We start from the raw sequence: 22,644 nt of genomic DNA on the forward strand, positions 1-22,644 counted from the left end.
CCACATGGCGCGTCATCCGCATCATGGATGACGATAGGGATACGTAAAGCGAGAAAGACCGCTGTGAGAGGAGGCGTCCATGGGATCGGTGCGCAAGGCGAGTGCCTGGCTGGGCCTCGTTGACGACAACGATGACGAGCGTTACTACGACGACGACGGCTACTCCGAAGGAACCGAGCCCGGGGATGCCTGGGTCACCGACCCGCGGGTCAAGGTGGCCTCGGACGTCGCCGAGGAGAAGGGCCGTCGCATCGGCACGGTCACTCCGGACAGCTTCCGGGACGCGCGCGCCATCGGCGAGCTCTTCCGGGACGGGGTGCCCGTCATCATGAACCTCACCGCCATGGAGGCGGGCGACGCCAAGCGGGTCGTCGACTTCGCCGCGGGCCTGATCTTCGGGCTGCGCGGTTCGATCGAGCGCGTGTCCACACGCGTGTTCCTGCTGACCCCCGCCAACACGGAGATCGTGAACGGCGACCCGGCCGCGCACCGCACGGACGGCTTCTTCAACCAGAGCTGAGGCAGGGCCGCTCACCGGCCCTGCCCCCGCGCAGGGTTTTCACCGGAAGGCGTCGAGCCCGGTGAGCGCCTTGCCCAGTACCAGCTGATGCATTTCGACGGTGCCCTCGTAGGTGAGCACCGATTCCAGGTTGGTCGCGTGCCGCATGACGGGGTATTCGAGGGAGATCCCGTTGGCCCCGAGGATGGTGCGCGACGTACGGCAGATCTCGATCGCCTCCCGTACGTTGTTCAGCTTGCCGAAGCTGACCTGCTCGGGACGCAGGCGCCCGGCGTCCATGCGCCGCCCCAGATGGTGGGCGAGCAGAATCCCCTTGTGCAGTTCGACCGCCATGTCGGCGAGTTTGGCCTGGGTGAGCTGGAAGCCCCCGATCGGCCGCCCGAACTGCTCCCGCGACTTCGCGTAGTCCACGGCCGCCTCGAAGCAGGACCGCGCCGCCCCCATCGCACCCCAGACGATGCCGTAGCGGGCGTGCGACAGACAGCTGAGCGGCCCCTTGAGCCCGACGACCTCCGGCAGCACCGCGTCCGCGGGCAGCCGCACGTCGTCGAGGACGAGTTCGCTGGTGACGGAGGCGCGCAGCGACCACTTGTGCTTGATCTCGGGTGCCGAGAAGCCGGCCACGTCGGTCGGTACGACGAACCCGCGGATCCCCTCGTCGGTCTGCGCCCACACGACGGCGACCCCGGCGACGGACCCGTTGGTGATCCACATCTTGCGCCCGTTGAGCACCCAGTCCGTGCCGTCCCGCTTGGCGAAGGTCCGCATCGCGGCGGGGTCGGACCCGTGGTCGGGCTCGGTCAGTCCGAAGCACCCGATGACCTCGCCGGCGGCCATCCGCGGCAGCCAGGTCTGCTTCTGCTCCTCGGAGCCGAACCGATGGACGGCGTACATGGCGAGAGAGCCCTGCACCGAGACGAGGGAGCGGATCCCTGAGTCGGCGGCCTCCAGCTCCAGACAGGCGAGCCCGTACTGCACGGCGCTGGCCCCGGCGCACCCGTACCCGTCGAGCGACATCCCGAGCGCCCCGATCCCGCCCAGCTCACGGGCGAGTTCGCGGATGCCGGGCAGCTCGCCGCTCTCGTACCACCCGGCGATGTGGGGCAGCACCCGGTCCGCCGCCCACGACCGCACGGTGTCCCGGACGGCGAGGTCCTCCGGGTCCAGCAGGTCGTCGAGGCCGAGCGGGTCGGCCGGATCGAACGGGGGCAGCTTCGCGGACGCGGACATGGGGCACCCTCCGGCAACTGAAAACTAGCAGCGCTAGTTAGGACTCTCCGGCCGACGTTACGGGTGCAGTGTCGCGCACGTCCAGTACCTCAGGCGGAGACGCGGGCCTCGGCGACTTCCCGGGGCGCGGGCACCTCGACCGTCATCGGCTCGCACTGCATGGTCCGCGGCAGTCGCAGCGCCATCACCGCGCCGAGCAGCAGCAGACCCGCGCTGACCAGCAGCGTCACATGCAGCCCGTGCACGAAGCAGTCCCGCGCGGTGCGGCGCAGGGCCTCCCCGGCCGGGCCGCCGAGCCGCTCGGCGATCTCGTAGGCCTCGCCGAGCGAATGCCCCGCCGCGGCCGAGTCGGACGCCGGGACACCCCGCACCGACGACAGGCCGGGCGCGTACGCCGCGTTCATCACGCTGCCGAGGAGCGCGATGCCGATGCCGGCGCCCAGCTGGTACGAGGTCTCGCCGATCGCCGCGGCCCCGCCCGCCTGCTCCGGCGGAGCCTCGCTCAGCATCGACTCGTACGCCCCGAAGAGCGTGGTCTCCAGGCCGAAGCCCAGCAGGACGAAGCCGAAGAGCAGCAGCGGCGCGTTGTCCTCGCCGCCCATCGCCATGAGCGTCAGTACGGCGACCGCCGTCAACACGAACCCGAAGCAGACCATCCGACGCGGTCCGAAGCGCCGCAGCATCCGGGCACCGGCGAGCCCGGAGGCCATCGCCGCGATGGTGAGCGGCAGCAGCCGCAGCCCGGTCTCGAGCGGGGAGAGCCCCAGCACCAGTTGCAGATACTGCGCCGCGATCAGCTCCAGGCCCACCAGCGCGAGCATGGCCAGCACGATGCAGCCGACGGACGTGCTGAAGGCGGGGCGCGAGAACATCCGCAGGTCGACGAGCGGGTGGGTACGCCGTCTCTGCCGTCGTACGAAGAGCACCAGCAGGACGGCGCCCACGGCCAGCGGCAGCACCGTGATCCCGTCGAGTTCCCCGCTGCCGAGCCGCTTCACGCCGAGGACCAGGCCGAACAGTCCGGCCGCGGCCATCAGCGCGCCGACCACGTCCCAGGGGCCGTCGGCGGTGCCCTTCGACTCGGGCAGCAGGAGGCGGCCCACCGGCAGGCTGACCAGCATCAGCGGGATGTTGACGAGGAAGACCGAGCCCCACCAGAAGTGCTCGAGGAGGAAGCCGCCGAGCAGCGGCCCGACCGCGGCGCCCACGGCGGCCACCGCGCTCCAGATGCCGATGGCGAGGGCGCGTTCACGCCGGTCGGGGAAAACCTGGCGGAGGATCGAGAGCGTGGCGGGCATGATCATCGCGCCGCCGACGCCGAGCAGGGCCCGCGCCACGATCAGCACCTGGGCGGTGTCCGCGAGGGCTGCCATGCCGGAGGCGACGCCGAACAGGGCGTAGCCGAGAAGAAGGACCCGTCTGCGGCCGACGCGGTCGCCGAGCGTGCCGAACAGGATCAGCAGCGAGGCGCAGACGAGGGGGTAGACATCGACGATCCAGAGCAGTTCTATCGCGCCGGGCGTGAGGTCCTCGGTGACGGCGGGGACCGCCACGTGCAGCACGGTCGCGTCGACCGCGACCAACAGCAGGCTCACACAGAGGACGACGAGGACGACCCAGCGGTTGGCACCGGCCCCGGCCGCCCGACGGCGCAGCGCAGCGGCGGCCGTGGTCGTCCCGGACATGCACGTACCTCCCAGATGTTCCCTCGCGGTCGGCGGGCACACGGGGTGGGGACTCCCCGTGATCTCGGCCGGAGAGGAGCGGTGATCTCCGGCCCGCGCAACGAAGGCGAGTGACACGTCAGCGTACGCGAGTTCACGCGTCGGCCAAGTGGTGGACCTCTCACACTCCGCGCGGAACACGTGTGGCGTACGCCACGCTCCCCTCTTCGCCGTCCTCTCGCCGACACGCCCCGGCGGCCCGTGCGGTTCTGGGCGCGGTCGATAATCGGACCCGTGACCGATCTTGAGACGCGCCCGGCGCCACCCGACAGCGCGTTGCGCCGCGCGGCCCCGGCCCTCCTCGGGTACGCGGCCGTCCGTGCCCTGGGCCTGCTCGCCCTGGTCCTGTGGAGCGCCGCGCGCGACAAGAGCGCGTACACGCTGCTGACGGCCCGCTGGGACTCCCTCTGGTACACGAGGGTCGCCGAGCTGGGATACGGCTACGAGGTGCGGCTGCCCAACGGGGACGTCCACTCGAATCTGGCCTTCTTCCCGCTGCTGCCGTGGCTGGAGCGGGGCATCGCGGCGGTGACGCCGCTGTCCCACGCCGACGCGGGCTTCGTCGTCAGCCTGCTCGCCTCGCTCGCGGCGGCCTGGGGCGTCTTCGCGGTGGCGGACCATGTGTACGGCCGCAGGGCCGGGGTCTGCGCGGTGCTCGTCTGGGCGGTGCTGCCGGTCGGGATCGTGCAGTCGATGGCGTACAGCGAGTCGCTGTTCACGGCCCTCGCCGCGTGGTCGCTGTACGCGGTGCTGACGGGCCGCTGGGTGACGGCGGGCGTTCTGGCGTCCCTCGCGGGCCTGACCCGACCGGTGGGACTCGCGGTGGTCGCGGCGGTGTGGGTGACGGCGATCGTCGCGTTCAGGCGGGACCGGGCAGCCGCGGGCGGTCCCTCGTCCGAGCGGCGACGAAGCGCGGCGCGGGCGGGCGGCGCGGACGCCGGGGAACGCGCCCCGGAACCGGCGGCCGAGGACAGCGACCGGCGCGACCCGGGAACGGGCGACGCCCCTCACCCGCCGCGCGCCCCGGGCGTGCGGTCAGCGGCCGGCGCGCACCCCCTCCCCGGCGCCCTCGCCCTGCTCATCGCCCCCCTCGGTGCCGCCGCCTACGTCCTCTGGGTCGGCCATCGCACCGGCAAGGGCCCCCTCGGGTATCTCGACGTCCAGGCGGGCTGGCGCAACGGGTTCGACGGGGGCTACGCCTTCGCCCGGTTCGTCGGCGAGAAGTTCACGTCGTTCCCGTCGGCGCTCGCCGGGGTGGGGCTGATCGTCGGGGTCGGGCTCGTGCTGTGGCTGTACGTCGTCGGCGTACGGCAGCGTCAGCCACTGCCGCTTCTGGTGTACACGGGTGTCGTCACCGTGCTCGCGCTGTGCGCGTCGAGCTACTTCGGCTCGAAACCGCGCCTGCTGCTGCCCGCCTTCCCCCTGCTGTTCCCCCTCGCCCTGGCCCTGGCCAGGCTGCGGACGTCGAGGTCCGTGCTGGTGGTGTGCGGTATCGCCCTCGCGTCGGCCGTGTACGGGGCGTTCTGGCTGAACGGCTCAGGACCGCCATGATCGACTCGGGGGCCCGATGAGCGCCGGGAGAATTCCGCCCCATGATTCGGTGAACGAATTCATAAGCGGCAATAAACCGGAACCGGAATGATCAAAGGAATTGAAGGGGGCAACCGGGCCGGATAGTGGATTCCTCGGAAATAAACGTCTCCCTGAGAGGAATCCCACATCACATCGTCATCACAAAGCCGTGGATTCGACGGGCGTCGGACCTCACTCGCTGTAACGTCGATTGAGTGCGTACCGAACGAAACCTCACCCGTCTGGACCGGGTGTTCGCGAGGCTGGACCGTGAGCCGGAACGACCGGCTCACATTGACGTGCCCAGGATGTCCCGGCACCGGGTCGCCCTGATCGCCGGAGGCCTCGCCTTCTACCTGGCGATCGTGTGGCTCGTGGTCGACACATCGTGGCTGGTCCGGCTGGACTGGCAGGTCATGTTCTTCCGGCCGTACCAGCAGTGGGCGGAGATCCACTGGTTCGTGGACTACTACGTGGTGCTCGGCCAGCGCGGCCCGACCGCGGTGATGGTCGCGGCCTGGCTGGGCTGGCGCTCCTGGCGGCAGCACACCCTGCGCCCGCTGCTCACCCTGGGCGCCGTGCTGCTCCTGCTGAACATCACCGTGGGCGCCGCCAAGCTCGGCATGGGCCGGCTCGGCCCGCACTACGCGACCACCATCGGCGCGAACGAGATGGGCCTGGGCGGCGATATATTTCCCAGCGGCCACACCGCGAACGCCGTGGTGACCTGGGGCATCCTGGCCTATCTGGCCTCCACCCCGAGAGCCCGCAGATGGCTCTCCGCCGTCTCCGCCGTGACCTCGCTCGGCGTCGGCCTCGCCACCGTCTACCTCGGTACGCACTGGCTGAGCGACGTCGTTCTCGGCTGGGTCGCGGGGCTGCTGGTCCTGCTGGCGCTGCCGTGGTGCGAGCCGCTGATCGCCCGGACCGAGACCGCCGTCTTCGACCTGCGCGACCGCTGGCGGGCCCGCCGCAGCACACCCGCGGCCGTCAAGCCCGTCGAGGTCCCGATGCCGCTCAAGCCGCGCACCCCCGCCACCCAGAACGAGCCCGCGGCCCGCTCGGCCCGCACCCCCGCCTATCTGGCACCGGGCCCGCACACGACCCGCTCGGAGCGCACCCCGGTCACCCCGGCCGGCCCTCGCCGGCCACCCCACCCGGACCGCGTCGCACGCGGCACGACCTCGGCGGCCCGCCCCCTGACCGGCGGCTAGCCGACGGACAGCGGGGACGGTACGCACACACCCACCCCGCCACGACGGCCCCGGTTCCCGCGCGGGAACCGGGGCCGTCGTCGTGTTCCAGGACGGGTGTCAGCCCTTCCAGGCGCGGGCCACGCGGCCGTCCTTCACCTCGAAGTTCAGCCGCCCCGCGCGGTACTCCATCGTGATGATCGCCCCCGGTGGCAGTGAGCGCACGCTCGACCAGCCCTTCTCGCGGGCGAGTCGCTCAGCCCTGGCGGACTCCAGACCGACGTACGCGTCGGGACTGTCGTGGGGTTCGGCGGGTGGTGTCGGTATCGGTGCCATACGGCCACGCTAGGCCCTGTCCGCGGGGTGGGGCCAGGAACCAGGACACTGTGGGTCACTGATCCCTCTCCGGTCACGCTTCTGTCACAGGATGCCGACAGCAGTTTCCGTCGAACTCCGTCACACGTACGGGCGGTTCCGTAGGCCTTCCGCGCGCAATCAAACGGAATTCCCGCGTGTCGGAGCGGCTCATCCAATAACCGGACGGAAAGCTCCGGAAGACCTGCCGTCGGAGCCTTTGCATTCCGATTCGGTGGGGGGTCGCGGGAGCTGACACCGCGTAGGAAGAACACGGATCCGACACGGAATCCCCGTACGCCCCCTGTCGCCGTACGCGACGACGCGAGCATCATGACGGCGGACCCGGGACGCGACGAGCGAAGGGGCGAGCGAGCGATGGGGACCGAGACCGTGCAGACGACGGTGCGACCCGTGCGGAGCAAGAGCCACGGCCGGGTGATCGTCGACTGGCTGACCACCACCGACCACAAGAAGATCGGCCATCTCTACCTGATCACGTCGTTCGTGTTCTTCCTGGCCGGCGGTCTCATGGCGATGCTGATGCGCGCCGAACTCGCCCGGCCCGGGCTCCAGATCATCGACAACCAGCAGTTCAACCAGATGTTCACGATGCACGGCACGATCATGCTGCTGCTCTTCGCGACCCCGAGCTTCGCGGGCTTCGCCAACGAGCTGATGCCGTTGCAGATCGGTGCCCCCGACGTGGCCTTCCCACGGCTGAACATGCTGTCGTACTGGCTGTTCCTCTTCGGCGGTCTGATCGTGCTGGGCTCGCTGCTCGTGCCGTCCGGGCCCGCGGCCTTCGGCTGGTTCGCCTACGCGCCGCTCAACAGCATGGAGCGCTCGCCCGGCATCGGCGCCGACCTGTGGATCATGGGTCTCGCGCTGGCCGGCTTCGGCACGATCCTCGGTGCGGTCAACTTCATCACCACCATCATCGGGATGCGCGCCCCCGGCATGACGATGTTCCGGATGCCGATCTTCACCTGGAACACGCTGTTCACGTCGATCCTGATCCTGATGGCGTTCCCGGTGCTCGCGGCCGCCCTGCTCTGTCTGGAGGCGGACCGCCGGTTCGGCTCCCAGGTGTTCGCCTCGGCCAACGGCGGGGCGCTGCTGTGGCAGCACCTGTTCTGGTTCTTCGGCCATCCCGAGGTCTACATCATCGCGCTGCCGTTCTTCGGCATCATCACCGAGATCCTCCCGGTCTTCAGCCGCAAGCCGCTCTTCGGCTATCTGACGCTGGTCGGGGCGACGATGGCGATCACCGGGCTGTCCGTGGTCGTGTGGGCGCACCACATGTTCGTGACGGGCGCGGTGCTGCTCCCCTTCTTCTCGTTCATGAGCTTTCTGATCGCGGTGCCGACCGGCGTGAAGTTCTTCAACTGGACCGGGACCATGCTGAAGGGCTCGCTGTCCTTCGAGACCCCGATGCTGTGGGCCACCGGCTTCCTGGTGACGTTCCTGTTCGGCGGTCTGACCGGGGTGATCCTGGCGTCGCCGCCGCTGGACTTCCATGTCTCCGACTCGTACTTCGTCGTCGCGCACTTCCACTACGTCGTGTTCGGCACGGTCGTGTTCGCGATCTTCGGCGGCTTCTACTTCTGGTGGCCCAAGTTCACCGGGAAGATGCTCGACGAGCGGCTCGGCAAGATCCAGTTCTGGACGCTGTTCGTCGGCTTCCACACCACGTTCCTGGTGCAGCACTGGCTGGGCGCGGAGGGCATGCCGCGCCGGTACGCCGACTATCTGGCCGCCGACGGGTTCACCGCGCTCAACACGATCTCGACGATCGGCGCGTTCGTGCTGGGCATCTCGACGCTGCCGTTCCTCTACAACGTCTGGAAGACCGCCAAGTACGGCGAGAAGGTCGAGGTCGACGACCCCTGGGGCTACGGCCGTTCCCTGGAGTGGGCGACCTCCTGCCCGCCCCCGCGGCACAACTTCACGACGCTGCCGCGGATCCGCTCCGAGTCCCCGGCGTTCGATCTGCACCATCCCGAGTACGCGGCGCTGACGTCTCAGCCCGAGCCAAAGAGCGAGCAAGCCGGTCCCGAGCGGTCCTGATCGCCTCGGTCAGCTCGGCGGGCTCCAGCACCTCGAACTCGAAGCCCATCAGCATCACGTGGATCACCATCACATCGAGGCTCGCGGCCCCGGTGCGCAGGATGCAGGCGTCCGGCCCGTCGGCCTCCAGCTGCCCCGCGGAAGGCGAGACGCGCTCGACGGCCTCCTCCAGCGGCACCAGGAGCCGTACGACGGCCTGCGCCGCGTACGCGCGCGTGGAGACGCCCCGGGAGACGAACGCGGCCAGGTCCTCGGCCGGGGGTGTGCGCGGGGTGAAGCGGGGGCCGTGCGGCGGCTTGGGGGTGATGCGGTCGACACGGAAGGTCCGCCAGTCGTCGCGGTCGAGGTCCCAGGCGACCAGGTACCAGCGCCGCTCGGTGCAGACCAGGCGGTGCGGCTCGACGGTGCGGCGGGTGGAGTCGCCGTTGTGGCTGCGGTACGCGAAACGCAGGCGCTCGGCGTCCCGGCAGAGGTGGGCGAGCTCGGTGAGCACGGCCGGATCCACGGCGGAGGGCTGGGGGCCGCGCAGCATCGGCACGGTGAAGGCGTTCAGGGCGCCCACGCGACGGCGCAGCCGGCTCGGCAGGACCTGCTCCAGCTTGGCGAGGGCGCGTACGGAGGTCTCTCCGATGCCCTCGATGCCCTGCCCGGCGGCCGTGCGCAGCCCCACGGCGACGGCGACCGCCTCGTCGTCGTCCAGGAGCAGCGGCGGCAGCTCGGCACCCGCGCCCAGCTGGTAACCGCCCCCGGTGCCGGGGCTGGCGTTGACCGGATAGCCCAGCTCGCGCAGCCGGTCGACGTCCCGGCGCACGGTGCGCGGGGTGACGCCGAGGCGGTCGGCGAGATCGGCGCCGGACCAGTCGCGGTGGGCCTGGAGCAGCGAGAGCAGGCGCAGGAGTCGTGCCGAGGTCTCCAACATGAATCCGAGTCTGGCAGGCATTGCGGACAGTCGCTGTCCGCAAGGGTTCCTACCTTGGACTCATGGCAGACAACAGCGTGCACAGCTACCGGATCGACATCCCCCAGGCCCAGCTCGACGAGCTGCACACCCGCCTGGACCTGACCCGCTGGCCGGACGAACTGCCGGACGCGGGCTGGGAGTACGGCGCCTCACTGCCGTATCTCCGCGACCTCGCGGCCTACTGGCGGGGCGCCTACGACTGGCGCAAGCACGAGGCGGCGCTCAACGAGATCCCGCAGTACGTCACGGAGATCGACGGCGCCCAGGTGCACTTCCTGCACATCCGCTCGTCCGCTCCGGACGCGCTGCCGCTGATCCTGACGCACGGCTGGCCGGGCTCGATCGTGGAGTTCCTCGGCGTGATCGACCGGCTGAGCGAGGACCACCACCTGGTCATCCCCGCCATCCCGGGCTTCGGCTTCTCCGGCCCCACCCGCGAGAAGGGCTGGAACGTCAACCGTGTCGCCCGCGCCTGGGCCGAGCTGATGCGCCGGCTCGGCTACGAGCGGTACGGCGCGCAGGGCGGCGACCTGGGCGCGCTGATCTCCCCGGCGCTGGCCCGCGTCGCCCCCGAGTCGGTCGTCGGCGTCCATGTCAACGCCGCGTCGGTCGGCTTCATCCCGCTCGGCCCGGTGAGCGAGGAGGACCGGGCGGGGCTCACCGACCGGGAGGCGCGGAGCCTGGCGAGCATCGCCGAGTTCACCACCGACGGCTTCGGCTACAACGCGCTCCAGTCCACCCGCCCGCAGACCCTCTCCTACGGCCTCACCGACTCCCCCGTCGGCCAACTCGCTTGGATCATGGAGAAGTTCCAGGCGTGGACGCACTCCTCGGCCGCGCTGCCCGAGGACGCGATCGGCCGGGACACGCTGCTCACCAACGTGATGCTGTACTGGCTGACGGGTACGGCCGGTTCGGCGGCGCGCATGTACTACGAGAACAGCCATGTCGGTGACTGGTTCCCGGTCACGAACTCCGGTGTGCCCACGGCGGTGGCGAACTTCGGCGAGGACGTGGCGATCCGCCGCTGGGCCGAGCAGGCCAACACCCTCGCGCGCTGGACCGAGTTCGACCGCGGCGGCCACTTCGCGGCCCTGGAGGTCCCGGATCTGCTGGCCGGCGACGTCAGGGAGTTCTTCGGCTCGCTGCGGTGAGCACGGCGGGTCAGTAGGGCAGTTGCGGCACGTCGAAGCAGGTGTCGTCCATGTCGCCCTGCGACACCCACCCTTTGCCGTCCTGCCACCGGGCCACCGACAGACACGTCCTGCGGGTCGTCGGTGGCCCGGCCGACCGCTCGAACCGGACGGGGACCAGCAGCCCGTCGGCGGTGTAGTCCTCGCTGCGGTTCATGAACGCGTCCACGCACGCGCGCGTGACGCCGGCGCCGCCCCGCGCACACGACTCGGCGGCCTCGGTGAACCACATCGCGGCCGCCCAGCCCTCCAACTGCCACTGGGAGTGCGTCTCCAGCCCCTTGGTGGCGTCCCGGAACTCCCGTACCGCCTCCTGGTCCGTGTCCTCGTGGTTGCGGCTGGACCCGGTGGCCCACAGGGCGTTGCGGCAGCGCGGGGAGTCCTTGTAGTCGTCGGGGACGGTGGAGCTCCAGTTCTGCACATTGGTGACCTTGGCGGTGACCCGCACACCGGCGTCGTCCATCGCCTCGCACAACTGGGCGTTGCCGTGCGAGTCGATGGCGTCGAAGACCAGGTCCGCCCCCTGCTCCTTCAGATCGGCCGCGACGGCACGGAAGTTGGGCAGCGCGAAGTCGACCTGCTCGCTCACCACCTCGTAGCCCTCGGCCTCCAGCCCCCGCTCGACGAGCCGGGCGTAGGCGGCCGAGGCGGCCTGGTTGTACGAGACGACGGCGGCCGTACGGGCCCCGTGCTCCCGCTTGAAGTAGCGGTAGACCTCCGTGCCGCCGTACTGCTTGCCGTTCCACCCCGTGGTGCCGTCGCGGGGCGCGAGACTGCCGTAGATGCCGTACAGGTGCGGATAGGTGTCGTAGGCGGCCCCGATGGGCTGGCCGCCGATGTCGGGCACGCGCGCGTGCGAGACGCGGGAGGCGCCCGCGTAGTCGAGGGCGGTGGTGGCGACGAGGGCCACCACCTCGTCCTCGTCGATCAGCTGGTGCACACAGGTGTTGTTGCCGACACCGCTGCCGCCGTCGTCGCACTCGCGGACCTCGACGCGGCGCCCGTCGATGCCTCCGCGCGCGTTGAGCCGGTCGAACCAGGCCTTGGCGCCGTCGCGGGGGCCGACGAAGGTGTCGCCGCCGACCGGGCTGGTGGCGCTGGTGATGACGCCGACGCGGATCGGCGTGCCGTCCGGTGCGGGACCGGCCCGCTCCCCGTGCTCGAAGTCGCTCTCCGGCAGCCGGCTGCCGCAGGCCGCGCTCAGGGCGAGCAGCAGCACCGCGGCCGCGGCCTCAACAGCCCGGAAGGGCCGACGCCGACGCATTGCCGCTCAGGGCCACCAGGGCGCACAGCGTGCTGACGGACACCTTCCAGGTGCCGTCGTCCTCGACCGCCGTCCCGGAGGTGTCCGGCAGGGCGGTGGCGCCGTTCATGAGGAGGGTGTACGTCACGGTCGCCTTGGTCGGTGAGGTGAACTCCACCTCGGTGACCTGCGCTTCCACCTGTCCGCCGCGCTCGTCGCCGCTGAAGGCGGCCATGACCGGGCCCATCGCCTCGCCGTTCTCCAGGACGGCCTGTTTCTCCTTCGTGGAGGTCTTCGGGTCGAAGAACTTCTCCCAGTTCTCCTTGACCTCCTTCTCGGCCGCCGCCCGGTCGGCGGGCCCACTGGCCGGTGCGCTCGTCTGCGGCGCGCTGGTCGTCGTCTCCGGGGTCGGGGTCGTGGACGGGGTCTCGTTCCCGCCGCTGTCGTCGCTGCAGGCCACGAAGGCCGGGGCGAGGAGGAGCACCAGGGCGGTCAGGGCCGCCGTACCCCGTCCCGCCGGGCGTGGGCCGCGCCCCCGCCGTGCGTTCCCCCGCCTGAGGTCGCTCCCGAGAACCATCTGGCTCACCACCGGGTGTCGGTCCGGGCCATGTGCGCCCGGTGCTTTCAGGGTCAGCTTCCAGAAGGCATAGTGCAAGCCATTGGCTGACATGGACAGACACATGACACGTGGGAGCCAGAGATGCGGACAGGCCGACTGCGGACCGTGCACCCCGTTCTGTGGGCCGGCTGGGCCGCGCTCGCCGCGGGTGCGGTGCTCTGCGTCATCGGCTGGTACGGCGTCTCCGGCGAGCGCTACGCCGAACGTCAGCTGCCCTACCTGGCCTCCTGCACGGTCCCCGGCGCCGCGCTGATCATCGCCGGAGCGGTGCTGCTCGCGCACGGCCGCGACACGGTCGCCGCGCTGCGCGTGGAGGAGCTGTACGGCCTCCTGGTGGCCACGGAACCCGCGGACGCCGAGGAGCCCGGCCGGGTCACGGCGCCGATCGCCGTCAGCGGGGACCTCCTGATGGTGCCGGGCGGCACCCTGTGGCACCGCGCGGACTGTCCGCTGGTCTCCGGAAAGGCGGAGGCCGTGCCGGTGGACGCCAAGCTGGCGGCGAGCGGCGAGCTGGGGCCCTGTCCCATCTGCGAGCCCGCCGAAGAAACCGACTGATGTCGTCCCTCACGTACGACCTCACCCTCGCCGGTCTCTCGGTCGGCAGCGCGGCCGCGCTCACCGGAATCGGCCTGATCGTGACGTACCGCGCGACGGGGGTGCTGAATTTCGCGCACGGGGCGATCGCGATGGTGTGCGCGTTCGTGCTGCGGCAGTGCGTGGTCGAGTGGGGCTGGCCCCTGTGGGCGGGGGCCACGCTGACGCTGCTGGTCCTGGCGCCGGGCCTCGGCGTGGTGCTGGAGCGTTTCGTCTTCCGTCCGCTGTCGGTCCTGGGCAGCGACCCGGCGCAGACGCTGGTCGCGTCCATCGGGGTGTTCGTGCTGCTGGTCGGCGGGGCGGCGCTGGTGTGGGGGCAGGGGGCGCGGGACGACGCCCCGGAGCTGGTGTCGGCGGACCCGTGGGGGCAGCTCGCCGTGGTGCTGGTGCTGGCCGGGGGCGTGGGGGCGGTGATCCGCTGGACGCGCTTCGGGCGGGAGCTGCGGGCCGTGGTGGACGACCGGCAACTGGCCGTGCTGGGCGGGATCGACGCGGACCGGGTGGCCGCGGCGGGCTGGGCGTTCGGCTCGTTCACGGCGGGCCTGACGGGCGTGCTGCTGGCGCCCTTCGTACGCCTGGACCCGTACGGCCTGCCGCTGCTGGTCATGGAGGTCGTGGCGGTCGCGGTGGCGGCACGGATGCGCGGTCTGCCGGTCGCCGTGGTGGTCGGGCTGGGCATCGGGGTGGCGCAGAGCCAGCTGACGCGGCTGCATCCGTCGGGCTGGGGCGAGCCGTTGCTCCAGGCGGTGGGGGCGAACCTGTTCGTGGTGGCGCTGCTGGTCGCGGCGCTCGTACTGCCGCGGATCGGCACCCGCGACGCCCTCCCGCGCACGGCCACCGCGCGCGTGGCGACTCCGCCGGGCGCGTGGATCGTGGCGGTGGTGCTGTTCTTGCTGCCGTTGGGCTTCGCGGGCTCGGATCTTCAGACGTCGGTGCAGGTGCCGGCGCTGGGCGTGGTGCTGCTGTCGCTGGTGGTGGTCACGGGCCGCGGCGGTCAGATCTCGCTGGGGCAGGCGGCGTACGCGGGCCTCGGCGCCCTGTTCACGGCGCTGCTGGCGGCGGGCCGCTTCCCCGGACTGCCTCGCCTTCCCGAACTGGCCGCGCTCGCGGTGGCCGTCGTGCTGGTGGCGCCCCTGGGCCTGCTGACGGGCTGGCCCGCGATCAGCCGCCAGGGCCTGGCGCTGGCCCTGGCCACCTTCGCGGTGGGCGTCGGGGTGAGCCGCTTCGTCTTCGCCCAGCCGTACGCCACGTCGGGGCTGTCGCTGGGCCGCCCGGCGGGCTTCGACGGTGACCGTGCCTACTACGTCCTGGAGTTGGCGCTCCTGGCAGCGGCCCTGCTGGCGACGCGTCTGCTCCGCACCGGCCGTACGGGCAGGGCGCTGGCGGCGATGCGCGACCACGAGGCGGGCGCGTCGGCGGCGGGCGTCCAGGTCCCGTCCCTCAAGCTCCTGGCCTTCGTGGCGGGCGCCGCGCTGGCCGCCCTCGGCGGCGGCATGCTCGGCATGGGCCTGCGCGCCTTCGACCCCGGCGCCTACGACCCCGTCCGCGGGCTGCTGTGGTTCGCGGCCGTGGTGGTCCTGGGCGCCGACAGCACGCTGGGCGCGCTGCTGGCGGCGGCGCTCCTGGTGGGGCTGGACGCGGGCGCGCGGGGCGGGATGGCGGCTGCCGTGATCGGGGTACTCGCGGTTCTGGTCGGCCGTTTCCCGGGCGGCCCGTACGAGGCGTTGCGAACGGCGGCGGGGAGGCTGCGGTTGCGGCGGGGAGCGGTGCTGACCCCGCTCGGGGAGCTTGTGCGGGGAAGGCTGCGGCCGGTGGAGCAACGCCCCGTGCGTGCGGGGGTGTTGTCCGGAGCGGCGAGCAGGGCACGGGCAGGACGCCCGGCGGCCGCCGATACGCGTGCCGCAGCCGCCGATGGCGCTCCCCTCCCGCAGGGGCCACCCGCACCCACGCTCACAGCCCGCGGCCTCAAGGCCCGCTACGGCGGTTTCACCGCCCTGGACGGCGTCGACCTCGACATCGCACCAGGCAGCGTCACCGCGATCATCGGCCCCAACGGCGCGGGCAAGAGCACCCTGTTCCACTGCCTGGCCGGCACGCTCCGCCCGACCGGCGGCAGGATCCTCCTCGGCACCCGGGACATCACCCGCCTCCCCGCGCACGCCCGCACCCGCCTCGGCATCGCCCGCACTTTCCAGCAACTCGCGGTCTTCCCCTCGTTGACCGTGGCCGAAAACGTTCACGTGGGCGCCGAACAGGGCCGCCTCCCCGACCCGGCCGCCGCGGAGCGAACCCTCCGGCTCCTCACCCTGGACGGCCCGCTCCGAGACCTCCCCGCCGCCGCCCTCCCCACCGGCACCCTGCGTCGCGTGGAGCTCGCCAGAGCCCTCGCCGGCAGCCCCCGGGTCGTCCTCCTCGACGAGCCCGCCGCCGGCCTGGACACGGCGGAAGTGACCGCCCTGGCCCGTGTGCTGAAGGCCCTCGCCGCCGACGGCACGGCCCTCCTCGTCGTGGAGCACGACCTCGACCTGGTCGCCGACCTCGCCGACGTCGTGCACGTCATGACGGCGGGCCGCATCGTCGCCTCGGGCCCGCCCGACCATGTCCTGGACACCGCTCGGGCAGCCGCCCCATGACCCTCTCCCTGCGCCACGCGCGCGTGCGCTACGGCCCCCTGGAGGCCCTCCACGGCGTCACCCTCGCCGCCCCGGGTCCCGGCCTCACCGTCCTGCTGGGCCGCAACGGCAGCGGCCGTACGACCGCCCTGCGCGCCTTCGCGGGCACCGTGCCGCTGTCCGGCGGCGCCGTGGTGTGGGACGGCACCGACGTGACCCGCGTGCCCGCCCACGAGCGCGCCCGGCGCGGCCTGTGCCTGGTCCCCGAGCGGCAGGCGGTGTTCGGCTCGCTCACGGTGCGCGAGAACCTGGCACTGGCCGCACCGTCGTACGACCGGGCCCTGGACGCCTACCCCCAGCTCACCGCGCTGCTCCCCCGCCGCGCGGGCACCCTCTCCGGTGGCGAGCAGCGCATGCTGGCCCTCTCCCGTGCCCTGCTGGCACGCGCGCGCGTGGTGCTCGTCGACGAACCGACGCAGGGCATGTCGCCGATGGTCGCGGCTCGCACGTACGACCTGTTGAGGGGGCTCGACGCCTGCGTGGTCGTCGCCGAGCAGCGGTTGCCGCCCGCCCTGCACGGCCGGACGGCCGTCGTGTACGAACTGCGCCGCGGCACGGTCGTGTTCAGCGGAGAGGCGGCCGAACTGGACCCGCCGACAGGGGCGGACCGAACACGGCCGGGCCCCGGGTAGCGCTCTTCGATCCCTTCGGGACGACCAGCAGTGTGCCCACGTTCAGCCGGTCCGGGTGGTCGCCGATCATCTCCTTGTTGGCCCGGTGGAGCGCTCGCCAGCCGCCCTGGACGCCGTACTCGCGGGCGATCGCCGAGAGCGTGTCGCCGGGTTTCACCGTGTGCATACGGCCCTTGAGCCCGTACCGCTTCGCACAGACCGGCCAGGCCTCCCAGCCCTGCACGGCCAGCACCTCCTGGGCGACGGCGATCTGCTGCTCACGGGTGGCGAGATCCGCGCGCGGGGCGTACGCCAGGCCGCCGAACTCCTCCCAGGTGGGCTGCCAGAACTGCAGTCCGCCGTAGAAGCCGTTGCCGGTGTCGGCGTCCCAGCGCCCGCCGCTCTCGCACAGCGCGACACAGTTCCAGGGCCACCCGTCGCGGGCACAGTCGTACGGCACGGAGACGGGCGACGGACCGGGGGCCGGGGGTGGTGGTGCCGCGTACGCCGGGGCGGGCGCCGCTCCGGCGAGCAGACAGGCGGCGAGGAGGAGCTTGATCGGCATGCGGTACATCGGCCCACGCTAAGCAGTGCCGCGCGGACGGCCGTCGATACGCGGCGGAAGACCCCAGGGGCCCCACCCGGTCGGCGCACCGAACGGGTGGGGCCCCGTGCCCGGAAAGGGGGGAGCAGCTCAGACCTCGAGACGCTGCCCGGGCACGATCATGTCGGGATCGCCGCCGATGACGGCCTTGTTGGCGGCGTGGATCCGCTGCCAGGTGGTCCCGAACCGGGCGGCGATGCCGCTCAGCGTGTCGCCCTTGCGGACGGTGTAGTCGCCACGGGACGCGCTGCGGTCCGAGTGGCTCTGGGAACGTGCCGGCGTCTTCGACGGCTTGGAGGGGGCAGCCTTGGTGGTGGCCGAACCGGAGGGGACCGAGGGAGCGCTGCCGGACGCCCCGGCCCGGGCGGAACAGGTGGGCCAGGCGCCCCACCCCTGGGCGCGCTGGACCTTGGTGGCCACGGCGATCTGCTGGGACTTGCTCGCCCTGTCCGCCGTCGCCGCGTAGGCGCTGCCGCCGTAGGCGCGCCAGGTGGAGGCGGAGAACTGCAGTCCGCCGTAGTAGCCGTTGCCGGTGTTGATGTGCCAGTCGCCGCCGCTCTCGCACTGGGCGATGCGGTCCCACACTCCGCCGTCCGCCGCCGCGGCGTTGCCGGTCGCGGCCAGCAGTCCGAGAGGGGCGAGCAGGGCCGCCCCGGCGAGAACCGCCGTCGTACGCGTCTTACGAACGTTGTCGCGGGTGGTATCGGCACATTCGGACATGTAATTCCCTCTCGAAGGACCCGGGGTCCCCCAAGGCGGGGCGCGCTCCCTGCGCAGGGGCAGGGTCGTCGCGCTCCGCCCCGTCCGCCGGAGGCTGGTGCTGCGAGCTGGCTTTGGTGCGGCCGGCGGACGAACCCGAGCGGTGCTCGTTGCACACGGCCGAGGAATCTAGAGAGGGCGACCGCCCGGTATCAACCAATTGCTTGTCACTCCAGGCCAGTTCGCCGTTACCCCGAGTAGCAACTTTTTTCGGCCACCCACTTCATTCGCTGATTTCCTGATTTGTCGACCAGTCGCTCTCGTGATCTGTGACCCACTTCACGCGACCAACTTCCCTGGTTCTCCTGGGAATTGACGTTGAGTGCCCGATTCCGGTCCCTGCGTGACCCTGTGCGCCGGATGGTTCGATTCCGTTCGCTCTGGAGCGTGACTCCCGCCACAGATCGCCCGTTGTCTTCTTCATGAGCCCGGGACCCACCCGGGCACCGCTTCCTGAGGGAGTCACCCGTGCCGCGCATGCTCGACGTCAGCGACGAGGTCCGCGCCGAGATCGGCGACGATGAGGCCGACCGGCTGCTCGCCGGAGAGAACGCCCCCGGCAGTTACGACTGCACCTCCTGCCGCACCCCGGGCGACTCCGAAGCGGAGCGCACCAGCACCGTCCTGTTCATCGGCGACGAGACCGCCGTCCTCGCCTTCGCCCACGCCACCTGTCTGCCCTCGCAGATCGTCCAGGTCACCGAGGAGCAGCTCCAGGGAGCCGTACGCTCCATCAACGGCGACCATGTCGAGCCGGACCCCGCGAAGGCCGTACCCGAGCAGGCCGTGCTCGGCGTCACCAGCGGACTCGTGCTGATCGCCGGGGAGTTGCACCCGGCGCTCGTGGTCGAACCGACGGCCCCCATCGTGCGCCCCGGCGCGACCGACGTCGGCGACGACTTCCTGCCGCTCCTCATCGAGCAGGGGTTCATGCCGGTGACGCAGCTGACGGAGGTACCGCCGGTGCTGCACGGGTGGTCGGTGCTGCTGGCGATGGGCCAGCTGCACGCGGTCCTCCAGCCGGGACCGACCGGTGGACAGCCGGTCGCGTGGTGGCAGGCGCATCAGCCGCTTCAGGTCACGGAGAGCTGGCGAGCCGCCGCGAACAAGCACCAGCAGGTGCTGATGTTCGCGGCGCCGGTGGGATCGATCGGGCGTCAGCCCCGCGAGGACCTGCTGCGGGACGCGATCGACAAGGCCGCGGCCAACGGCAAGCTGGTCGCCTCCGCGATGCCTCTCGCCGGGACCTGAGCACGCCCGAGGCGAAGGGGCGCGGTGCGTGCGCCCCTGAAAGCAGCCGCATCTCATGATGCCCGGGGTCGTTTGGACATACGTGCACACCTACGACGTTCCCCGCCGCCAGTCCTACCAGTCGATCCCGTCCGCGCGGCCGACTCCGGACCCGCTGTGCGGCCCATCGGCCACGCCGATCTACGACGCGCTCTACGCCGAGTACGTCAAGTCGTTCCGCTCGCTGCCGGGTGACCGCAGTGGCGAGGAGGAGCTGGGGTTCACCGCGTTCGGGAACCTTTCGCAGGACACGTACGGCGGCCACCGGCCGGGGTCGTTCAGCAGCTCGTACAGCGCCTACAGCGCGGGCGCGCACAGTGCCCGCGTCGGGCAGCAGCAGTCGCAGTGGCAGCGCGTCGGACAGATCGGGCAGCACGGCACGATGGTGCAGCACGTGCCGGCGCTGCCGCCCGGCCAGCGCCGCGGCTTGTGACGCGGTGAACAGGAAGGGCGGCCCCGGTCGGGGCCGCCCTTCCTGTGTCTGCGCGCTTACTTCTTCTTGGCGCCGCGCTTCTCGCGCACCCGCACCGAGATATGGATCGGGGTGCCGTCGAAGCTGAACTCCTCGCGCAGCCGGCGCTCGATGAAGCGGCGGTAGCCCGCCTCGATGAAGCCGGAGGCGAAGAGGACGAACCGCGGGGGCTTGGTGCCGGCCTGGGTACCGAAGAGGATGCGGGGCTGCTTGCCGCCGCGCACCGGGTGCGGGTGGGCGGCGACCAGTTCGCCGAGGAAGGCGTTCAGGCGGCCCGTCGGAACACGGGTCTCCCAGCCGGCCAGGGCGGTCTCGATCGCCGGGACCAGCTTCTCCATGTGACGGCCGGTGCGCGCCGAGACATTGACCCGGGGCGCCCAGGCGACCTGGGCGAGCTCGGTCTCGATCTCCCGCTCCAGGTAGTAGCGGCGCTCCTCGTCGAGGGTGTCCCACTTGTTGTAGGCGATGACGATCGCGCGGCCCGCGTCCACCGCCATGGTGACGATGCGCTGGTCCTGCACCGAGATGGACTCGGAGGCGTCGATCAGGATGACCGCGACCTCGGCCTTCTCGACGGCGGCCGCGGTGCGCAGCGAGGCGTAGTAGTCGGCGCCCTGCTGGAGGTGGACGCGCTTGCGGATGCCCGCCGTGTCGACGAACTTCCAGGTGACGCCGCCGAGTTCGATGAGCTCGTCGACCGGGTCACGGGTGGTGCCCGCGAGCTCGTTGACGACGACGCGCTCCTCGTTGGCCACCTTGTTCAGGAGGGAGGACTTGCCGACGTTCGGGCGGCCGATGAGCGCGATGCGGCGCGGACCGCCGACAGCGGTGCCGAAGCTCTGCTCAGGCGCCTCCGGCAGTGCCTCCAGGACGGCGTCCAGCATGTCGCCGGTGCCGCGGCCGTGCAGCGAGGAGACCGGGTGCGGCTCGCCGATGCCGAGGGACCACAGAGCGGTGGCGTCGGCCTCGCCGCTCTGGCCGTCGACCTTGTTGGCGCAGAGCACCACGGGCTTGTTGGCCTTGCGGAGCAGCCGGACGACGGCCTCGTCGGTGTCGGTGACGCCGACCTTGGCGTCGACGACGAAGACGACCGCGTCGGCGGCCTCGATCGCGTACTCGGCCTGCGCGGCCACGGAGGCGTCGATGCCGAGGACGTCCTGCTCCCAGCCGCCGGTGTCGACGACCTTGAAGCGGCGGCCCGCCCACTCGGCCTCGTAGGTCACGCGGTCGCGGGTGACGCCGGGCTTGTCCTCGACGACGGCCTCGCGGCGGCCGATGATGCGGTTCACCAGAGTCGACTTGCCGACGTTCGGGCGGCCGACGACGGCGAGCACGGGCAGCGGCCCGTGACCGGCCTCCTCGAGCGCACCCTCGACGTCCTCGAGATCGAAGCCCTCTTCCGCGGCGAGCTCCATGAACTCCGCGTACTCGGCATCGCCAAGCGCTCCGTGGTCGTGCTGCTCGCCCGAGCCGTCGGAGTGGATGTGGTCGTTCATGAAGTCCGTACCTCGTCGTTCATCGTGGTGATCGGTGGACCACCCGGTTTCTCCGGTTTGATCCACTACTTAGTGTCGCTCAGCGCCCGGTCAGGCGCCTCGCGTTTTCCAGGTGCGCGGTGAGCTGCTTCTGGATGCGCTCGGTCGCCTCGTCGAGCGCCTTGCGGGTACGCCGCCCGCTGCCGTCGCCCGCCTCGAACGGGTCACCGAAGACCACGTCGACACGGCTGCGCAACGGAGGCAGCACCTTTATCAACCGGCCGGGCCGGTCGGAACTTCCCAGCACGGCGACCGGGACGATCGCGGCGCCGCTGCGGACGGCGAAGTACGCGAGCCCGGCGCGCAGCGCGGCGAAGTCGCCCTCGCCCCGGGTGCCCTCCGGGAAGATCCCGAGGACCCCGCCGGCCGAGAGCACGTCCAGGGCCTGGGTGATGGCCGTGCGGTCGGTGCCCGACCGGTCGACCTTGACCTGTCCGATGGCGAGAAGGAACGGGTCGAGGGGGCCGATGAAGGCTTCCTTCTTGATCAGGAAGTGCGTCGGCCGGGGCGCCACGCCCATGACCATCGGGCCGTCGATGGCGTGGGAGTGGTTGACGGCGTAGATCACCGGGCCGGTCGCGGGCACCTTCCAGGCGCCCAGCACGCGCGGCTTCCACAGCCCGTACATCAGGCCGACGCCGATGCGCCGCCCGACCTCTGCACCCCGCTCCGAAGGCACGGTCACTTCCCGGCCCGCTTCTCCTCGACGAGGGTGACGACACACTCGATGACCTGCGTCAGCGAGAGCTCGGTGGTGTCCACCTCGACCGCGTCCTCGGCCTTGGCGAGCGGCGAGGTCTTCCGGGTGGAGTCGGCCGCGTCCCGCTTGACCAGGGCCTCGCGGGTGGCGTTGACGTCCGCGCCCTTCAGCTCACCGCTGCGGCGGGCGGCACGCGCCTCCGGGGACGCGGTGAGGAAGATCTTGAGGTCGGCGTCGGGCAGCACGGTCGTACCGATGTCGCGGCCCTCGACGACGATGCCCTGCTCCGCCGAGGCGGCGATCGAGCGCTGCAGCTCGGTGATCCGCGCCCGTACCTCCGGCACCGCGCTCACCGCGCTGACCTTGGAGGTGACCTCCTGGGTGCGGATCGGCCCGGCGACGTCGGTGCCGTCGACGGTGATCGTCGGGTCGGCCGGGTCGGTGCCGGAGATGATCTCCGCCTTGCCGGCCACCGCGGCGATCGCGGTCGGGTCCTCGATGTCGATCCCGTTGGTCACCATCCACCACGTGATGGCCCGGTACTGGGCGCCGGTGTCCAGGTAGCTCAGACCGAGCTGCGCCGCGACGGCCTTCGACGTGCTCGACTTGCCGGTGCCGGAGGGACCGTCGATGGCGACGATCACGGGCTGGGCGGCGCCGTTTTCCACGGGAGGACACCTTCCTGGTGCGGTGTGGTGGGGAGTGCGGGGCGCGATGGGGCCCCGCAC

Annotated in this window: 20 protein-coding genes and 1 pseudogene; 10 read left to right on the forward strand and 11 right to left on the reverse strand. The window is 71.6% G+C overall.

Annotation, left to right across the window (positions count from 1 at the left end; translation table 11 throughout):
* The first annotated feature begins 79 nt into the window (after window positions 1-79).
* Window positions 80-520 (forward strand): cell division protein SepF, encoded by a 441-nt coding sequence (locus ACIOHP_RS19930; protein WP_037715589.1) that lies wholly within the window; start codon window positions 80-82, stop codon window positions 518-520.
* A gap of 39 nt (window positions 521-559) precedes the next feature.
* Here ACIOHP_RS19930 and ACIOHP_RS19935 read toward each other — a convergent pair whose 3' ends face one another.
* Window positions 560-1,750 (reverse strand): acyl-CoA dehydrogenase family protein, encoded by a 1,191-nt coding sequence (locus ACIOHP_RS19935; protein ID WP_361548851.1) that lies wholly within the window; start codon window positions 1,748-1,750, stop codon window positions 560-562.
* A gap of 89 nt (window positions 1,751-1,839) precedes the next feature.
* Complete coding sequence (locus tag ACIOHP_RS19940; protein WP_401889104.1) at window positions 1,840-3,435, reverse strand: MFS transporter; 1,596 nt, start codon at window positions 3,433-3,435, stop codon at window positions 1,840-1,842.
* Window positions 3,436-3,708: 273 nt separating this feature from the next.
* On the opposite strand from ACIOHP_RS19940, the gene ACIOHP_RS19945 reads away from it, so the two are divergent.
* Window positions 3,709-5,025: a mannosyltransferase family protein gene (locus tag ACIOHP_RS19945; RefSeq protein ID WP_401889107.1), complete on the forward strand. Its 1,317-nt coding sequence runs from the start codon at window positions 3,709-3,711 to the stop codon at window positions 5,023-5,025.
* A gap of 236 nt (window positions 5,026-5,261) precedes the next feature.
* Complete coding sequence (locus tag ACIOHP_RS19950) at window positions 5,262-6,260, forward strand: phosphatase PAP2 family protein (protein ID WP_361486631.1); 999 nt, start codon at window positions 5,262-5,264, stop codon at window positions 6,258-6,260.
* Between the two features lie 99 nt (window positions 6,261-6,359).
* On the opposite strand, the gene ACIOHP_RS19955 is transcribed toward ACIOHP_RS19950, so the two are convergent.
* A complete protein-coding gene (locus tag ACIOHP_RS19955; RefSeq protein ID WP_046256722.1) occupies window positions 6,360-6,575 on the reverse strand; it encodes an I78 family peptidase inhibitor in 216 nt (71 codons plus the stop codon).
* 396 nt (window positions 6,576-6,971) lie between these two features.
* Between ACIOHP_RS19955 and ctaD the strand changes: the two are divergent.
* Window positions 6,972-8,498: pseudogene (gene ctaD / locus ACIOHP_RS19960) on the forward strand (cytochrome c oxidase subunit I); the annotation flags it as partial.
* Window positions 8,499-8,541: 43 nt separating this feature from the next.
* On the opposite strand, the gene ACIOHP_RS19965 reads toward ctaD, so the two are convergent.
* Window positions 8,542-9,582, reverse strand: coding sequence for a YafY family protein (locus ACIOHP_RS19965; protein WP_361548844.1), 1,041 nt, complete (start codon window positions 9,580-9,582; stop codon window positions 8,542-8,544).
* A 62-nt stretch (window positions 9,583-9,644) separates the two neighbouring features.
* Between ACIOHP_RS19965 and ACIOHP_RS19970 the strand changes: the two genes are divergently transcribed.
* On the forward strand, window positions 9,645-10,778 hold the full coding sequence (locus tag ACIOHP_RS19970) for an epoxide hydrolase family protein (RefSeq protein WP_401889111.1): 1,134 nt from the start codon (window positions 9,645-9,647) through the stop codon (window positions 10,776-10,778).
* 10 nt (window positions 10,779-10,788) lie between these two features.
* Here the strand turns inward: ACIOHP_RS19970 and ACIOHP_RS19975 are convergent, their stop codons facing one another.
* A complete protein-coding gene (locus tag ACIOHP_RS19975; protein WP_401889113.1) occupies window positions 10,789-12,081 on the reverse strand; it encodes an ABC transporter substrate-binding protein in 1,293 nt (430 codons plus the stop codon).
* Window positions 12,050-12,637, reverse strand: a complete 588-nt coding sequence (locus tag ACIOHP_RS19980; RefSeq protein WP_401889116.1) for a hypothetical protein — start codon at window positions 12,635-12,637, stop codon at window positions 12,050-12,052. The genes ACIOHP_RS19975 and ACIOHP_RS19980 overlap by 32 nt, the downstream gene beginning before the upstream one ends.
* Before the next feature lie 123 nt (window positions 12,638-12,760).
* Between ACIOHP_RS19980 and ACIOHP_RS19985 the strand changes: the two genes are divergently transcribed.
* Genes ACIOHP_RS19985 through ACIOHP_RS19995 form a run of 3 tightly spaced genes read left to right on the forward strand, consistent with a single transcriptional unit; the run spans window position 12,761 to window position 16,577 of the window.
* Window positions 12,761-13,234 carry a hypothetical protein gene (locus tag ACIOHP_RS19985; protein WP_401889119.1) on the forward strand — a complete coding sequence of 158 codons (474 nt, stop codon included), beginning with the start codon at window positions 12,761-12,763 and terminating at the stop codon, window positions 13,232-13,234.
* A complete protein-coding gene (locus tag ACIOHP_RS19990; RefSeq protein WP_401889122.1) occupies window positions 13,234-15,906 on the forward strand; it encodes an ATP-binding cassette domain-containing protein in 2,673 nt (890 codons plus the stop codon). The genes ACIOHP_RS19985 and ACIOHP_RS19990 overlap by 1 nt, the downstream gene beginning before the upstream one ends.
* Complete coding sequence (locus tag ACIOHP_RS19995; RefSeq protein WP_401889125.1) at window positions 15,903-16,577, forward strand: ATP-binding cassette domain-containing protein; 675 nt, start codon at window positions 15,903-15,905, stop codon at window positions 16,575-16,577. The genes ACIOHP_RS19990 and ACIOHP_RS19995 overlap by 4 nt, the downstream gene beginning before the upstream one ends.
* On the opposite strand, the gene ACIOHP_RS20000 is transcribed toward ACIOHP_RS19995, so the two are convergent.
* Both ACIOHP_RS20000 and ACIOHP_RS20005 read right to left on the reverse strand, forming a co-directional pair.
* Window positions 16,510-17,130, reverse strand: a complete 621-nt coding sequence (locus ACIOHP_RS20000) for a transglycosylase family protein (protein ID WP_401889127.1) — start codon at window positions 17,128-17,130, stop codon at window positions 16,510-16,512. The two genes, ACIOHP_RS19995 and ACIOHP_RS20000, sit on opposite strands and share 68 nt — an antisense overlap.
* A gap of 120 nt (window positions 17,131-17,250) precedes the next feature.
* The gene (locus tag ACIOHP_RS20005; protein WP_401889129.1) at window positions 17,251-17,880 is read right to left on the reverse strand and encodes a transglycosylase family protein; all 630 of its coding nucleotides are present in this window, start codon (window positions 17,878-17,880) and stop codon (window positions 17,251-17,253) included.
* Window positions 17,881-18,387: 507 nt separating this feature from the next.
* Here ACIOHP_RS20005 and ACIOHP_RS20010 point away from each other — a divergent pair.
* Both ACIOHP_RS20010 and ACIOHP_RS20015 read left to right on the forward strand, forming a co-directional pair.
* Complete coding sequence (locus ACIOHP_RS20010; protein WP_361486603.1) at window positions 18,388-19,170, forward strand: hypothetical protein; 783 nt, start codon at window positions 18,388-18,390, stop codon at window positions 19,168-19,170.
* 82 nt (window positions 19,171-19,252) lie between these two features.
* Complete coding sequence (locus ACIOHP_RS20015) at window positions 19,253-19,642, forward strand: hypothetical protein (protein WP_361548825.1); 390 nt, start codon at window positions 19,253-19,255, stop codon at window positions 19,640-19,642.
* Window positions 19,643-19,698: 56 nt separating this feature from the next.
* On the opposite strand, the gene der is transcribed toward ACIOHP_RS20015, so the two are convergent.
* The 3 genes from der to cmk all read right to left on the reverse strand — a co-directional run bounded on the left by der (window position 19,699) and on the right by cmk (window position 22,584).
* Window positions 19,699-21,177, reverse strand: a complete 1,479-nt coding sequence (gene der / locus ACIOHP_RS20020; RefSeq protein WP_361548823.1) for a ribosome biogenesis GTPase Der — start codon at window positions 21,175-21,177, stop codon at window positions 19,699-19,701.
* A 79-nt stretch (window positions 21,178-21,256) separates the two neighbouring features.
* Entirely contained in the window at window positions 21,257-21,844 is a 588-nt protein-coding gene (locus ACIOHP_RS20025) for a lysophospholipid acyltransferase family protein (RefSeq protein ID WP_401889190.1), read from the reverse strand.
* A gap of 53 nt (window positions 21,845-21,897) precedes the next feature.
* Window positions 21,898-22,584, reverse strand: coding sequence for a (d)CMP kinase (cmk, locus tag ACIOHP_RS20030; protein ID WP_361548821.1), 687 nt, complete (start codon window positions 22,582-22,584; stop codon window positions 21,898-21,900).
* Window positions 22,585-22,644: the final 60 nt, after the last annotated feature.

It is taken from the genome of Streptomyces sp. NPDC087859, from assembly GCF_044742595.1.
Lineage (GTDB): Bacteria > Actinomycetota > Actinomycetes > Streptomycetales > Streptomycetaceae > Streptomyces > Streptomyces canus_F.

Excerpts from the sequence above, each read along its gene's own strand:
- ACIOHP_RS19930 (WP_037715589.1), top strand. The coding sequence starts at position 80 with ATGGGATCGGTGCGCAAGGCGAGTGCCTGGCTGGGCCTCGTTGACGAC.
- ACIOHP_RS19935 (WP_361548851.1), bottom strand. The coding sequence starts at position 1,750 with ATGTCCGCGTCCGCGAAGCTGCCCCCGTTCGATCCGGCCGACCCGCTC.
- ACIOHP_RS19940 (WP_401889104.1), bottom strand. The coding sequence starts at position 3,435 with ATGTCCGGGACGACCACGGCCGCCGCTGCGCTGCGCCGTCGGGCGGCC.
- ACIOHP_RS19955 (WP_046256722.1), bottom strand. The coding sequence starts at position 6,575 with ATGGCACCGATACCGACACCACCCGCCGAACCCCACGACAGTCCCGAC.
- ACIOHP_RS19965 (WP_361548844.1), bottom strand. The coding sequence starts at position 9,582 with ATGTTGGAGACCTCGGCACGACTCCTGCGCCTGCTCTCGCTGCTCCAG.
- ACIOHP_RS19970 (WP_401889111.1), top strand. The coding sequence starts at position 9,645 with ATGGCAGACAACAGCGTGCACAGCTACCGGATCGACATCCCCCAGGCC.
- ACIOHP_RS19975 (WP_401889113.1), bottom strand. The coding sequence starts at position 12,081 with ATGCGTCGGCGTCGGCCCTTCCGGGCTGTTGAGGCCGCGGCCGCGGTG.
- ACIOHP_RS19980 (WP_401889116.1), bottom strand. The coding sequence starts at position 12,637 with ATGGTTCTCGGGAGCGACCTCAGGCGGGGGAACGCACGGCGGGGGCGC.
- ACIOHP_RS19985 (WP_401889119.1), top strand. The coding sequence starts at position 12,761 with ATGCGGACAGGCCGACTGCGGACCGTGCACCCCGTTCTGTGGGCCGGC.
- ACIOHP_RS19990 (WP_401889122.1), top strand. The coding sequence starts at position 13,234 with ATGTCGTCCCTCACGTACGACCTCACCCTCGCCGGTCTCTCGGTCGGC.
- ACIOHP_RS19995 (WP_401889125.1), top strand. The coding sequence starts at position 15,903 with ATGACCCTCTCCCTGCGCCACGCGCGCGTGCGCTACGGCCCCCTGGAG.
- ACIOHP_RS20000 (WP_401889127.1), bottom strand. The coding sequence starts at position 17,130 with ATGTACCGCATGCCGATCAAGCTCCTCCTCGCCGCCTGTCTGCTCGCC.
- ACIOHP_RS20005 (WP_401889129.1), bottom strand. The coding sequence starts at position 17,880 with ATGTCCGAATGTGCCGATACCACCCGCGACAACGTTCGTAAGACGCGT.
- der (WP_361548823.1), bottom strand. The coding sequence starts at position 21,177 with ATGAACGACCACATCCACTCCGACGGCTCGGGCGAGCAGCACGACCAC.
- ACIOHP_RS20025 (WP_401889190.1), bottom strand. The coding sequence starts at position 21,844 with ATGTACGGGCTGTGGAAGCCGCGCGTGCTGGGCGCCTGGAAGGTGCCC.